The sequence below is a fragment of the Mesorhizobium sp. WSM4844 genome, assembly GCF_055811775.1.
Map to the genome: position 1 here is coordinate 89495 of NZ_JBVVQB010000016.1, position 13600 is coordinate 103094.

The following is a 13600-nucleotide window of genomic DNA, read 5'->3' on the forward strand; positions in this document are numbered from 1 at the left end:
TCGGCAAATGCATTGACCGTCTAAATGCGTGCTCATGCGGAACAATCGCGAATACAGGCTGAGGAGTATGGTTGGCTCCCGCACATAGCTTTCTGGGAACGACCCTCCGGCCTGCAAGTTGATGTCCGGAAGTTGCATGTCAGAGCCGGGGTCGCCTCGCGCAATCGATGAGGCACGCTCGAGCCCGACGCCGATGAGCTTGACGTGACCCGCTTGTTCTTCGCCGAAAAGATCGCCGGCGCCGCGCAGGTCGAGGTCCCTTTGGCTGATGGCCAGGCCAGAGCCAAGCCGGTCGAGAGCTACAAGAGCCGAAAGTCGGGACCTTGTGGCTTTAGCCAATTCCCTGCCGGGCTCGGTCAAGAGAAGTGCAATGCCTTGCACCCTTCCTCTGCCTACACGACCCCGAAGCTGGTGGAGTTGTGCAAGTCCGAAATGGTCGGCCCGCCAAACGAGAATGGTGTTGGCCCGCGGTATATCAAGTCCGCTTTCGATAATGTCAGTGGCCAACAAAATGTCGCCTTCGCCTGCTGCGAACCGGACAACTATCTCGTCCAGTTCACGCCCTTTCATTTCGCCATGCGCGATCTTCACCGATAGCTGCGGAACCAGCCTGCCCAGTTGTTCAACGACAGTCTCGATGTCATCTATGCGTGGTACGACAAAGAAGCTTTGTCCTCCGCGGCGGTATTCGCGCAATAGAGCAGCTTTGGCCGAGCCGGCATCGAAAGGAGCCAAGATGGTGCGAACCGGACGCCGCTTGGCAGGTGGTGTGTTCAGGACGCTGACTTCCTGCACGCCCGCCATCGCCAATTGAAGCGTGCGGGGTATCGGCGTGGCGCTCATGGTCAGAGTGTGGAGGCATGGCGCCAACCCTCGCAGTGATTGCTTCAGCTTGGCCCCGAACCGATGCTCTTCGTCGATTACGAGCAGCCCGAGGTCGCTGAAGGCCACCCCTTTGGCCGCAACAGCATGGGTCCTGACGACGACTGCGATGTTGCCGCTTCTCAGACCATCCTTCACTTTCCTTGTCTCTGTCGATGCGACCACCCTGGAAAGGTGAGCAACTTGGATGTTGAACCCTGCGAAACGCCGGCAGAACGTCTCGTAGTGCTGACGCGCGAGCACGGTGGTGGGCGCAACCATAGCAACCTGCTTGCCACAAAACGCGGCCGCAGCACACGCCCGAAGCGCCACCTCGGTCTTTCCAAAGCCGACGTCGCCGCAGACCAGCCGGTTCATCGTTTTGCCCGACGACAGGTCATCCAATACGGCTCGGATTGCGGCGGCTTGGTCGGGGGTCGCGGGGTAAGGGAATCGCGCCGCGAAGCGAGCAAGATCAGCACGCGGCGGCTTGATCATTTCGGCGGACTGGCAGGACCTGGCCTTCGCCACGGCGACCATCCGCTTGGCTACCTTCTGGATCTGGCGGACTACAGACTGGCGCCGCTTCTTCCAGCCTTCACTGTCTAGTCGGTCCAAGGCTATCGCTTCTGGTTCGGATCCATAGCGCCATATACGGCCAAACTCCTCCACTGGTACCAGCAAGGAAGCTCCACCATCATATTCAAGCTTCACGATATCCTGTTGCAGGCCAGCCACTTCAATTTGTTCGATCGCGGCAAGGACGCCCACGCCATGGTCTTCATGGACAACCAAATCGCCGAGCCGGAGTTCGGGTTCGGCTATGCCGTTGCCGGAGCCCGCGTTTGCAGTCGATGACGGGCCGAATATGTCCGCTGCCGCAACGACTGCAATTTGAGATGGCCCGTCGACAAAGCCCTCCGTGAGATCGAATTCCGCCTTCAGAAGAGAGCCTCTTTCGACAGAGAGGATTTGCGGCCAATCGGCGACCGGGTCCATCTTGCGACCGACCTTACGGTCGAGCAGCCGCTCTGCTCGGCGCAATTCCGAAGCTTCGCCAGTGACCACCACACTAAACCCCGAGCTTGTGCGCGCCTGGGCGAACTCGGCGAATTCGTGCCCGGCTCGCGGCAGGTGGAAGAATTTGGGAATTCGGCCAACCGGGATCGTAAGACGCAAGCACTGGCGATCCCGTAGCGAGTCGTCCCATTCCTCACGCGACAAATAAAATTGTTTCGCCGTGGGCCGCGCCATCGCGGATACTTGCCGCCTGCCGCGCCACGCCTCCTCTATGAGGTCCAAGACGCGAGTGAGCGAGATTTCTTCCAATCCATCCAGGAAGCAGATGGAAGCCGTTGATGCCACATCGAAGAGCGCCGGCAAGTCTGAGTAGAGCGAGACTAGACGTTCCTCCATCGGGATCGTTCGCATCGCTGCAGGGTCGAACTCGTTGCCAGCTTCCAACATGAGCTCGGAGGCCGGGCCAATTACGACTCTGTGCAGAGATCGCTCGCTTCGTTGAGTGATTGGGTCATATGCCTTAAGTTCGGAGATGGCGCCGCCAACCCCCAATACAGCACGAATAGGGCAGTCACGGTCAGCAGGAAAAACGTCGATAAGATCGCCGCGGATGGCTATCTCGCCTGGTTCATCGACTCGATCATCGGCAACATATCCAGTTCTCTCAGTCAATACCCGAGCGCCCTCGGGTTCACCTTTTGCCCAATCTGCAGGGTGGCGAAACCCTGGCCGATTACCGAGGGGGCGGTACCCTCTGCAGGGCAGATTCGACCGAAGTAACCGTGATGCGGGGTCCTTTCGTAGGGCCGCAACAGCATGAAGTACGCTGACCCGCCGTCCCATAGTGGCGCGAGTGGGCCACACCCTGTCGAATGGCAGGCAATCCCACGGCGGCAAACACAGGATGTCAGCTGCTGGGAGGAAGTGGCGCAATGCCTGTGTGATGTCAGCGGCACTGCGTTTGGAACTCGCGATATGGAGCATGTCCCCATTTCGAGTGGTTTCCATAGCGCTGATCAATGCCGCAGCTACCGCGGCAGCTGGCGGTGTGTCGGCTTCTTCTCCTGTTGCAAGTTCGCACTGCTTCGCAGACGCGCCATCAAATTGCTCGAGCTGCTCAGCCTTTTCGGCATTGGAGGTCTCTCTATCCACGTCTCACCTTCCCGATCCTGGGGTAAAAACGGCCGCGACGCGCCCGGCGTTCCGACTTGCCGAGGGGTCCATCGCCGGGAAGGGTGGTGCGCAGCTGAAGAGCCAGGGCACGGTCAAATGGTACAATCCCGAAAAAGGCTTCGGCTTCATTGCACCCAATGACGGTGAGAAGGATGTCTTCGTTCATGCCACCGCGCTGACCCGCTCAGGGCTCAGCGTGCTGGTGGAGGGACAGAAGGTTTTTGTCGAATGCGGGCAGGGCAAGAAAGGCCTGGAAGTCCGGAGCATTCGCCTCGCCTAGAAGCCAATACGTTGGCCAAGGGCCAAATTGCCGCTCATACAAAGAAAAAGCCCACTGCCGGGAGGAGGTGGCAGTGGGCTCGATTTGAAATGCAGCGCGGGAGGAGGTGCACCGCATTCAGCGACGGCATCGCATCTGGGAGGAGTAGATGGCCGACAACATGATCATATCGATCGCCGCAGATATTGCAATGCACAAATTTCATATCGCACGTGCGAAGGCGTTTCCTGGGTATAAGCATCGACATTGTCTCGAAAGATCCACCCACCAAATCGTTGCAAGAGCTGGCGGCTTTAGAGATTAATGGTATTGGTCATTTTGCTCTCCTTTGCCTTGTTGCAAGGAGGGCAGAATACTATGCCGAGCGAGCGCGGCCGTTCTTATCAAAAGTCCCGTGGTTCAGGCAGCTTAATCTGCATAGTTGCCGGCTCGGGATAAGATCCCTACGAGCATATCGACAGCATCAATGTGAAGACCCGCGATCCGATAGAAGCTGCAGCTGATATACCGTCATCATGTGGTAGTCTGGCCCGCATGACGACGCTTCATCTGAATTGGCGCGGAAGACGATGAATCCCACAAAGCCGAATAGAACGCATCCGCCGAAATGGATCGAGCCTCAGCTGACGCGCCTGGTCGACGAAGCGCCCGACGGCCCCGGTTGGCTTCATGAGATCAAGTACGACGGATACCGCATGCACGCGCGGATCGACGGCAGCGACATCCGCTTGCTCACCCGCACCGGCCTTGATTGGTCGCATCGCTATCAAGCGACGATAGCAGCCCTCCGCGCGCTGCCGGTGAAAGAGGCATATGTCGACGGGGAGCTGTGCGCCGTTCGGGCAGACGGCGTCACCTCCTTCAGCCGCCTGCAGGCAGCTATGGACGAGGGCCGCACGGGCGATCTTGCCTTCTTTGCTTTCGATCTTCTGTTCCTGAACGGAGAAAGCATTGCGAAGCTGCCGCTCATCGACCGCAAAGCGCGACTGGAAGGCCTGTTTTCGACCGACATCCCCGGCCTGCGCTTCAGCGATCACGTGATGGGCGACGGGCCTGTGTTCCGCAAGCACGCCTGCAGGCTTGCACTCGAGGGCGCCATCTCAAAGCGCATCGACAGCGCCTATGCATCCGGCAATCGCGGCCTATGGGTCAAGTCAAAGTGTCTCAACAGAGAGGAATTCATCGTCGTCGGCTGGACCGATCCGACTGGAAGCCGGCCGCATATCGGCTCGCTGCTTCTCGGCTACTACACCGATGATGGTCGTCTGCTGTACGCGGGCCGCGCCGGCACGGGCATCACGGTTGCAGAGCTCAAGCGATTGGCTCGCCGGCTTGGGCTACTTCAGACAGCTCGAATGCCCCTCGACGTTCCGCCGCCGCGCGAGAGCCGGTTCGGCTCGCCGCTTGAGCTGTCGCGCGTACATTGGGTCAGGCCTGAAATGGTGGTCGAGGTTGCCTATCTCACCTGGACGGAAGACAATCTCCTGCGTCAGGTCTCGTATCAGGGTGAGCGGCAGGACAAGCCGGCCCGGCAGGTGGTGCGTTCCGTCCCCCATCCCTGATCGACATCGGGCGCCGTTTCGTTTCATTTCACCCGACTTGCTCTACCTGCAGCGGGCTGGGGGTGATCAGCGACTCCCTAGCTGGTGAATCCGCACCACCGGTGAATGCTTGTTTGCGTCGAACCGTTGTAATTCGCTCAACTGGCATTGATGCGCCCCCGTGGAACGGGATAAATCTGCAGGGGGACAGGAATGGTGCCCAGAGGTGCCCGAGCCGGTCGGTGCTTATTTCGAAGCCTCGGTACGGTAAACTCGCGCATTTACACAAGCCCTAGGCGATGCCTGTGTCGCCGATGGCGCAATGGCAGGATGCTTACAAAAAAGGGTATATCAAGACCTAATAGCTGAGCGGCCGTTGTAGCAAACCTGAAAAGATATCAATCAATCAAGGTATTACCGGCTTGGCATTCTCCTTGCGAGGTTCATGCAGATCTTAGCAGTGAAGCGTCCTTATCCGGGATGCAGCGCTCACCGGGGAGGTAGAAGCCTTGAAATCCAAAGATGTGCGTGCCCAAGCCTATTCGATGCCGCTGACAAGCCCCGCCTACCCGACGGGGCCATATCGCTTCGTGGATCGCGAGTACCTTATCATCACCTACCGGACGGACCCCGACCGGCTACGCGCCCGAGTCCCTCAGCCACTCGAATTCGATGATCCCTTGGTAAAGTTTGAGTTCATTCGAATGCCCGACTCTGCGGGTTTCGGGAGCTATATTGAGTCCGGCCAAGTCATTCCCGTTAGGTTTAACGACGTGATCGGCGGCTATTCGCATGCCATGTATTTGGACGACGGACCGGCAATTTTGGGTGGCCGTGAGTTGTGGGGATTCCCGAAGAAATATGCACATCCTGCGTTAGAGGTCTATGGAGACACACTGGTCGGCACCCTCGACTACGGCCCGGTCCGGATCGCAACAGGCACCATGGGCTTTAAACATTGGGCGCTCGACCACAGCGAGGTGCTGGCCTCGCTGTGTCAGCCGACATTCCTCCTGAAGATTATTCCGCATGTCGATGGCAGCCTGCGCGTCTGCGAGTTGGTACGCCTTAAGATGGAGGACGTGACATTGAAGGGCGCATGGGGTGCTCCCGCAGGCTTGGACTTACGGTCGCATGCACTCGCGCCGATTGCAGAACTGCCGGTTCTGGAGGTTGTTTCAGCCGCCCATTTCATCGCGGATCTGACACTCGGCCTCGGGACAGTTGTTCACGACTATCTGGCGGAGCCGCAGGCGGCGTGAAACCCGAAGTCAAGGTGATCAGAAAACGACCAGCATGTAGGTCGGGCAACAAAGAAAGTGGCTCTCACGAAGCAGCATCAAGCCGTTGCGGAAAGTTTTCCATGTGCCGTTCGCGGACGGGTTGGCCGTGCGACGACTGTTGCGATGACGATGAGCCCACCTGGTAAAGCTGGATCGGAGTGATGACGTGCAAAAAGTATTTAGCAGCCCTGCTTCGGCACTTGAAGGGCTTTTGTTCGATGGAATGTGCATAGCGGCTGGCGGCTTTGGCCTCTGTGGTATTCCCGAGCTTTTGATCAGCGCTGTTATGCAAGCTGGTACCAAGGACCTTACGATAGCCTCGAACAACTGCGGCGTCGACGACTTCGGGCTTGGTGTCCTGTTGAGGAGGAGGCAAGTCAAGAAGATGATCTCGTCTTATGTAGGCGAGAACGCCGAGCTTATGCGCCAGTATCTGAGCGAAGAGCTGGAGCTTGAGTTCAACCCGCAGGGAACGCTCGCCGAACGAATGCGTGCCGGTGGTGCCGGTATCGCAGGGTTCTACACGAAGACAGGTGTCGGCACGGTTGTAGCCGACGGCAAGGAGCATAAGACCTTCAAAGGCGAAACGTATGTGCTCGAGACCGGCATCGTCGCGGATCTCTCGATAGTCAAGGCCTGGAAGGCTGACACGTCCGGCAATCTCGTATTCCGCAAGACAACTCGCAACTTCAATCCTCCGGCGGCGACCTGCGGCAACATCTGCGTCGCGGAGGTCGAGGAGATCGTTCCTGTTGGCGGCCTCGATCCCGATCAGATCCACCTGCCGGGGATCTACGTGCATCGCCTGGTTCAGGGCGAGCATGAGAAACGGATCGAACAACGCACGACGCGTGCGGCGGCTTGAGGGGAGAGAAAAAATGGCCTGGGACAGAAACCAAATGGCGGCGCGGGCTGCACGAGAACTTGAAGACGGCACTTACGTCAATCTCGGCATCGGCATTCCCACGTTGGTCGCCAATTACATTCCGGACGGCATCCATGTAACGCTGCAGTCGGAGAACGGCCTGCTTGGTATTGGTCCATTCCCGACCGAGGAGGAGATCGACGCCGATCTTATCAATGCCGGCAAACAAACGGTGACCGCACTGCCAGATTCCGCCTTCTTCGACTCGGCGCAGAGCTTTGCAATGATCCGCGGCGGCAAGATCGCCATGGCTATCCTCGGCGCCATGGAAGTAGCCGAAAACGGTGACTTAGCGAATTGGATGATCCCCGGAAAGCTGGTGAAGGGCATGGGTGGAGCAATGGATCTGGTCGCCGGCGTCAAGCGCGTCGTCGTGGTCATGGACCACACCAACAAGCCGGGGAAGTCCAAAGTGTTGAAGGCGTGCACTCTGCCGCTGACCGGCAAATCGGTTGTCAACAGAATCATCACGAACCTTGGCGTTTTAGATGTCGTTGAAGGAGGCCTGAGGCTGGTGGAGGTCGCCAATGGCGTAACCGAAAGCGAACTGCGCAACGCAACGGAGGCGGCGATCGTCAACTGATCGGCGGTCCCAGAACGCACGTTCAAGCCCACAAACCGAAAATGGCGCCACAGAGGGCTTCGATATTCCGATGTTCATCCTCTCCTGCCGCACCGACGAGGCTGGTATCGTCTCGGGCCTCGAACTCGGCGCCGACGATTATGTCACCGAGCCGGTCGGTACGAACTAGCTCGTCGCGCGAATCTGCGTGGCGCTTCGAAGCTTGCCCCTTTGCCACGCGGCTAACAGCCCGTCTTTCCCAGGGACGTTGGTTCTCGGAATATCGGGCGGCGTAAACACGCCAACCTGCACCACCGCGGTGGTGAACGCGCTTGTCAAGGCGGTCGCGTTGCGCGTGCCGGCGGACACCGGTCTGATCGAGATTACCGAGGCGACACCCTCGCTTTTCGCCGGGCTATCCCGCGACGCACTCGGTGCATCCGGAGAAGGGATCATCCAGCGCGTCGAGAAGGCCGATCTGCTCGTGGTCGGAACGCCTGTCTATCGAGCATCCTACACCGGTGCCCTCAAACACCTGTTCGATCTCGTCGACTATCGTGCGCTGACGGGCAAGACCGTGCTGCTCGCGGCGACCGGTGGCACCCCATACCATGGCCTGGTGCTCGAACATCAACTCCGGCCACCATTTCTGCAACCAATTCTGGCACCGCCTGGTTGGTACTCAACAACGAGCTTCAATGGCTTGAACCTGTCGAAGTCCTACGGAGCGTTTCTGTCATTCCTCGCGTCTGTCTAGCCGCACCAGCGCTTCATTGACCATCAGCCGGATCGGGCGCAGTGGATGATCGGCTGGAACGAAATCCTCCAACCGCTTCATCGTGAACAGCTGCTCCATGAACGCATCGCTCCCGCGCATCGAACCGCTTCGCCAAGGTGGATCAGTAGTCTATGTTTGGCGTAGGCATTTCAGCAGCCGGCTAGGCGCCCGCCGCCACGTGCGGCCACGCCGGCATCAACCGGCGGGCAGATGCGCCGAGGGCAACAAGCGCGCCTGACGCAACGCCGCCAGATCAGCCGAGCCGGTGCAGAAGCAGGCGACGGCCAACTGGCGGATGACGATCTCGAAATGCGCGACAACCGCCTCGGTGGACACCGTCGCCGCGCGCAGCACGCCGGCCGCCTGCCCGGCGATGTCCGCGCCCAGGTGGATGGCCTTGGCCACGTCGACGCCGTCGCGGATCCCGCCCGACGCTATCAGCTTCACCGTTGGCAGCGCCCGACGTACCGCCTGCACGCTGGCCGGGGTCGGAATCCCCCAATCGGCGAACGCCATTGCCACTGCACGGTCGGCGGCATCGCGGGCGCGCTCGCCCTCCACCGCGGCCCAACTGGTGCCGCCGGCGCCGGCGACATCGATCACCGCCACGCCCGCCTCGACGAGCGCACAGGCCACCGAGGCGGACAGGCCCGACCCCACTTCCTTGGCCACGATCGGCACGCCCACGCTGCGCGCGGCGCGAGCGATCTGCGCCAGGACGCCGCCCCAGTCGCGGTCGCCCTCCGGCTGTACCGCTTCCTGCAGCGGATTGAGATGGACGATGAGTCCATCGGCCTCCAGCGCATCTACCGCCCGGCGCGCCAGGTCCAGGCCGTCGGCCTCGCGCAGTTGCGCGGCGCCGATATTGGCCAGCAAGGGAATGTCTGGCGCCAGGCGGCGCAGCGCGCGCGTCAGCCCCTGTGAGTTGCGGGATTGCAGGCTCACGCGCTGCGAACCGACGCACATGGCGATCCCCAAGGCTTGCGCTGCCTCGCTCAGATGCCGGTTGATGGCCTCGGCGCGTGGCATGCCGCCGGTCATGGAGCTGATCAGCAGCGGCGCGGGCATAGTCTTGCCCAGCAGCGAGGCGCGCAGGTCGATCTGCGTCCAGTCCAACTCGGGCAATGCGCAGTGTTCGAAACGGATGTACTCCCAGCCGGCGGCGACCGTGGCCGGCGCCGTTCGCCGATCTAGCACGATGTCCAGATGGTCGTCCTTGCGCCGGCTCAGGGCGGTGTCGCTCATGCTCGCTCCATCCGTCGCATCGGGCGACGGCGTTGCTTCGGATCGGACCGACGGCAGCGCGCGCACGCCGCCGTCTCCCGCGCGTTCAGGCCGGCGCACGCTGGCCTCCCCCCGCAGCGTCGCTGTGGTAACGTCTGGTCGAGGTCTGGTAGTACTGCGCGCGGATGGCCGCCATGGCCTCGATCAACCGTCCCCACGGCGCGGGAAGGCGTTCTTGCGCCATCACCCGGTGCAGCATGCGCGTATGGCCGGCCAGCTCGTCGTTGAGGAACTCCACCACAGGTATAGCCGGATAGCGCTGCAGCAGCAGGATCGCCGCATTGTCGGCCTCGCCGGCCGACCTGTCCTTGTCGCGTCCATGCAGATCGTTCTGCAAGCGCCCTATCGCGGAGATGAGCCGCAGGACCTGGCGAAACGCCGGACGCACGCGCAAGGTCGCCATGTCCAGCCCCCACAGCAACGACAGGCAACAGAACACGTTAGCGTAGGCGATCGAATCGATGCCGTTGTGCAGGTACTCGGCGTAGGACCAGCGTTCCGCCCCTGCCGCCTGCGCGTGTCCGGCGTGCAGCGCCGCGCAGTAGCACTGTGTATCGTCGAGAAGCTGAGCATAGTCGCGACGATCGTAGGCGAGCGCGGCCAGCGAAGCGCGCAGCACAGCGCAGCCCTCGAATCCGGGGAGCGCGCACGGTACGCCCTGCCCCAGCGCCTGCTCCACCGCAGCGAGCTGCTCCGGCGCGATCAGGCCAAGGTCGTTGCAATCGTCGAGCCAGAACAGCAGCGCCAGTTCGCGATAGAACGCCACGATCAGCGTTTCGTCCTGCGGATCGCGGCCGGTGCGGGCGCTGGTGTCGCGCAGGCTCGGTTCGATACGCTGCAGGATGTACTGGCCGCCCCTGACCGCTTCCACGGCATGCTCGTCGGCGAACCCGGTCAGGGAACGCCCCCACTCCAGCACCTGCTGCAGCGCGAGTTCGGTCTGGATCATGGCGCCGCTCCTGGTCCCTCGGCCAGGACGCGCCGCCCCCAACGAAGCGCCAGCAACAACCCGGCAAGTTCGGCCACGCGCACGACCCGGGTGGGGCAATACAGTTCCTTGCCGATCCACAGCGGCGTCTGCGGCAGTGCGTGCGCCGCATGGCGGGCGAGCATCCACTCCAGCGCACGCGCCACCGCCTGCGCGATGCGCCGGCGCCCTGTCGGCTCTTCGCTCCCGTCCATCACGTGCAACGCGAACAGCGCATAGGCCGTTTCCTCGAATGTGGACACGCGACCGGCGCCCCAGCCGCCGTCGTCGCGCTGCGCCTGCAGCAGCGCCGCCAGCGCGCGCTCGTCGCGCCACTGGGGGTTGTCTTGCGCCAGCGCAGCGACCGCATGCGCGGTGGGATACAGCCACGAAACGTGCCATTTTTCGTTGTCCCATAGACCGTGCGGGTTGCGATTGGCCTCGACGTAGGCGCTGGTGCCGGCGGCGGGCTTTCCCAACAGTCGCAACGCATGCAGGGCATGGATGTTGGTCGACACCGAGGCATTGCGTTCGCCGGGGAAGGTGACGAACAGCTCGCCGATTTCGAAATGGCGCAACGCATCGACCGCCGGGTCGCGGCCCGCAAGGCGCAGGACGCACAACGCAACGGCGGTGTCGTCCGCATCGGCCGCGAAGTGCAAGGCCGGGCCCAGACCGCGCACGCCCAGGCGGGCGTCGAGCTGCGCGACGATCACGCGCACCGCCTCGGCGAGCGCGGGATGCGCGAACAGCCCGGCCAGATGCAGGGTGTACAGCGACCAGCATGGCTCGAACACATTGATCGGCCAGACGTTGGGCACGACACCTTCGATGCCGCTGCGCGTCGCCCGCGATGCCGCCTGCAGATATGCGTCGGCGCGCCCGACCTGAGGCGTGCTCCCCTGTGTCACGGCGTGCGCACGCCACGCGGCGGTGGCCGCCGGACTGATGCCGATGCTGCCGTCGTCATCGGGGCATGCGGTGGTCGGCGACGTCCCCCAGGCTTCCCAGGAGTGCAGCAACGGATGGCCGCTCGGCAACGTCGCCACCGCCCCCAGCCTGACTAGGCACGCTTGCCGCAACGGCAACAGCGCCGGGTGGCGCGGAAACGCCACGCCGCCCAGCAAGGATGCGGCCTCGCCGCACAACTGCGGCAGGATCAGCTCCGCGCCGATCGGCGCGTCTTCCGGCACCGCATGCGCGTAGGGATCGGGCTGGCGCTCGAGGAACCGGGTTGCAGCCTGGACTGCATCGGCAGCGCCGGGAAAAGGATCGGCACGCTGCAATGCCAGCAACGCCGCCCACGTGGGCGCATAGCGGAACAGCGGGAAGTCCGCGCTTCCCCATCCGCCATCGGCCTGTTGCTGCGCGAGGAGCCACGAGTATGCGTCCTGCCGACCGGTGACGTTGCCGTGGAACTGCAGAGCTCGCGCCGTGTCGTAGACGGACGGACCGACGCTGCCGCCGTCGCTCATCTCGCTCAGCAGGTGGCGCAATTCGGAAAGGATCTGTTCGGACAGCGCGTTCACGCGGGATATTCCTTCTGCACACGGTTGACGAGAACCAGGATAGGGCAGACGCCGCGCACGTCGCCGCAGGCCCGTCGCGGCCCGGCACACGGGCAGCGCCGGACGGCCGCCCTGCTCCGGCGCGGCGACGCGCCCCGAAGCCGGCGCCGGTCCGCCGCATAGGCTTGCTCGCGCAGCGCGCCGCGTGCGCCGCGGCCGTGCTGGGCAACCGCTGCGATCGGCGCCGCCGACTCGGAAATGCACCGCTGCCGCCAGCCGATCGCAGCGGCACAGGGGCGGCTCCATGCGGACGCGCGCGCTCATGCGCAGGGCGCGTGCTTGAACAGATACGCATTGGCCCGCTGCAGCATCTGCGCCAATCGTTCCGCACGCGGACCCAGCGGGGCGATGGCCTCCCCGGCGTCGCGCAACAGATCCAGCGCGAACTGGCGCGCTGCCTGCAGCCCCATGATCGACGCGCAGGTCGGCTTCTGCGCCGCCGCGTCCTTGCCGGGCGTCTTGCCCAGCGTCGCGGTATCCGCTGTCGCGTCGAGAATGTCGTCGACTACCTGCAACGCCAGGCCGAAACAGGCGCTGTAGCGATCGAGCGCACAGTACAGCGCAGCGTGCGCGGCATCCTCCGAGATGGCGCCTAGCGCGCCCATGCGAACGGACGCGCGCACTAGTGCTCCGCTCTTCATCCGGTGCATCGCCACGATCCTGTCCAGCTCGACGTGCTTTCCGACCAGCGATAGATCCCTGGCCTGTCCGCCTGCGGCACCCTCGGCGGACACCGCCTGCGCCAGTTCGCGCACGAGCGCGATACGGTTGTGGCCCGGCGCATCCAGGCTCGCCAGGGTCAGGAAGGCGTGCGCCTGCAGCGCATCGCCGACCAGGATCGCAGTGGCTTCGCCGAACTTGACGTGCACGGTCGGAAGGCCGCGGCGAAGCACGTCGTCGTCCATCGCGGGCAGGTCGTCGTGGACCAGGGTACAGGCGTGCATCATTTCGATGGCGGCGCCGACGTCGTCGAGCATGTGCGCCGGCGTGTCGGCCAGTGCGCCGGCAGCCAGACAGAGCAAGGCGCGGGTGCGCTTTCCGCCATGCAAGGTGGCGTAGCGCATCGCCGCCATCAGCTCGGTCTCACCGTCGTCTTCGGCGCAGAGGAGACGCGCCAGCGCCTGTTCGACCCGCTTTGCGCCGTCCTGCATCCAGATCTCCGGCACGCCGGATGCGCCGCGCGCCTGCGCGCCCAATCCGCCGAACGCGGAAACGCCAGTTCGGTCGTCGTGTAGCGTGGAACCGGTCTGCATGTTGTTCATGTCCTTGTACCTGCCAGGAGACCGCAACGGCGAGCGGCGAGCCGCCGCGGTGTTGACGGCGTCGCACCGAGCGAGCGCGCCGAGTGCAGCAATGCC

The 13600-nt window shown here is 62.9% G+C and carries 10 protein-coding genes and 3 pseudogenes; 7 read left to right on the forward strand and 6 right to left on the reverse strand.

Going from position 1 to position 13600, the window contains the following annotated elements; all coding sequences use genetic code 11:
- Positions 1 to 444: 444 nt before the first annotated feature.
- A pseudogene (locus AC0L2A_RS15485) lies at positions 445 to 2889 on the reverse strand (DEAD/DEAH box helicase); the annotation flags it as partial.
- Between AC0L2A_RS15485 and AC0L2A_RS15490 the strand changes: the two are divergent.
- The 7 genes and pseudogenes from AC0L2A_RS15490 to AC0L2A_RS15520 all read left to right on the forward strand — a co-directional run bounded on the left by AC0L2A_RS15490 (position 2825) and on the right by AC0L2A_RS15520 (position 8402).
- Positions 2825 to 3334 carry a cold-shock protein gene (locus AC0L2A_RS15490; protein WP_473609494.1) on the forward strand — a complete coding sequence of 170 codons (510 nt, stop codon included), beginning with the start codon at positions 2825 to 2827 and terminating at the stop codon, positions 3332 to 3334. The pseudogene AC0L2A_RS15485 and the gene AC0L2A_RS15490 overlap by 65 nt on opposite strands.
- A gap of 569 nt (positions 3335 to 3903) precedes the next feature.
- Positions 3904 to 4896 carry a non-homologous end-joining DNA ligase gene (gene ligD, locus AC0L2A_RS15495; RefSeq protein WP_473609495.1) on the forward strand — a complete coding sequence of 331 codons (993 nt, stop codon included), beginning with the start codon at positions 3904 to 3906 and terminating at the stop codon, positions 4894 to 4896.
- A 488-nt stretch (positions 4897 to 5384) separates the two neighbouring features.
- Positions 5385 to 6137, forward strand: a complete 753-nt coding sequence (locus AC0L2A_RS15500; protein WP_473495428.1) for an acetoacetate decarboxylase — start codon at positions 5385 to 5387, stop codon at positions 6135 to 6137.
- Positions 6138 to 6324: 187 nt separating this feature from the next.
- Positions 6325 to 7023 carry a CoA transferase subunit A gene (locus AC0L2A_RS15505; RefSeq protein WP_473609497.1) on the forward strand — a complete coding sequence of 233 codons (699 nt, stop codon included), beginning with the start codon at positions 6325 to 6327 and terminating at the stop codon, positions 7021 to 7023.
- Positions 7024 to 7036: 13 nt separating this feature from the next.
- Positions 7037 to 7666, forward strand: a complete 630-nt coding sequence (locus tag AC0L2A_RS15510; RefSeq protein WP_473495426.1) for a 3-oxoacid CoA-transferase subunit B — start codon at positions 7037 to 7039, stop codon at positions 7664 to 7666.
- Between the two features lie 67 nt (positions 7667 to 7733).
- Positions 7734 to 7832 (forward strand): annotated as a pseudogene (locus AC0L2A_RS15515) (DNA-binding response regulator); the annotation flags it as partial.
- A gap of 21 nt (positions 7833 to 7853) precedes the next feature.
- The gene (locus AC0L2A_RS15520; RefSeq protein WP_473609498.1) at positions 7854 to 8402 is read left to right on the forward strand and encodes an NAD(P)H-dependent oxidoreductase; all 549 of its coding nucleotides are present in this window, start codon (positions 7854 to 7856) and stop codon (positions 8400 to 8402) included.
- Here AC0L2A_RS15520 and AC0L2A_RS15525 read toward each other — a convergent pair.
- The 5 genes and pseudogenes from AC0L2A_RS15525 to AC0L2A_RS15545 all read right to left on the reverse strand — a co-directional run.
- Positions 8397 to 8522, reverse strand: a pseudogene (locus AC0L2A_RS15525) (IS5/IS1182 family transposase); the annotation flags it as partial. The gene AC0L2A_RS15520 and the pseudogene AC0L2A_RS15525 sit on opposite strands and share 6 nt — an antisense overlap.
- Positions 8523 to 8618: 96 nt before the next feature.
- Positions 8619 to 9668 (reverse strand): type 2 isopentenyl-diphosphate Delta-isomerase, encoded by a 1050-nt coding sequence (fni, locus tag AC0L2A_RS15530; RefSeq protein WP_473495424.1) that lies wholly within the window; start codon positions 9666 to 9668, stop codon positions 8619 to 8621.
- An 85-nt stretch (positions 9669 to 9753) separates the two neighbouring features.
- Positions 9754 to 10656 carry a terpene synthase family protein gene (locus AC0L2A_RS15535; protein WP_473609500.1) on the reverse strand — a complete coding sequence of 301 codons (903 nt, stop codon included), beginning with the start codon at positions 10654 to 10656 and terminating at the stop codon, positions 9754 to 9756.
- A complete protein-coding gene (locus AC0L2A_RS15540; RefSeq protein WP_473609501.1) occupies positions 10653 to 12203 on the reverse strand; it encodes a hypothetical protein in 1551 nt (516 codons plus the stop codon). Before AC0L2A_RS15540 ends, AC0L2A_RS15535 begins: the two co-directional genes overlap by 4 nt.
- A gap of 299 nt (positions 12204 to 12502) precedes the next feature.
- A complete protein-coding gene (locus tag AC0L2A_RS15545; protein WP_473609523.1) occupies positions 12503 to 13495 on the reverse strand; it encodes a polyprenyl synthetase family protein in 993 nt (330 codons plus the stop codon).
- Between the last annotated feature and the right edge of the window lie 105 nt (positions 13496 to 13600).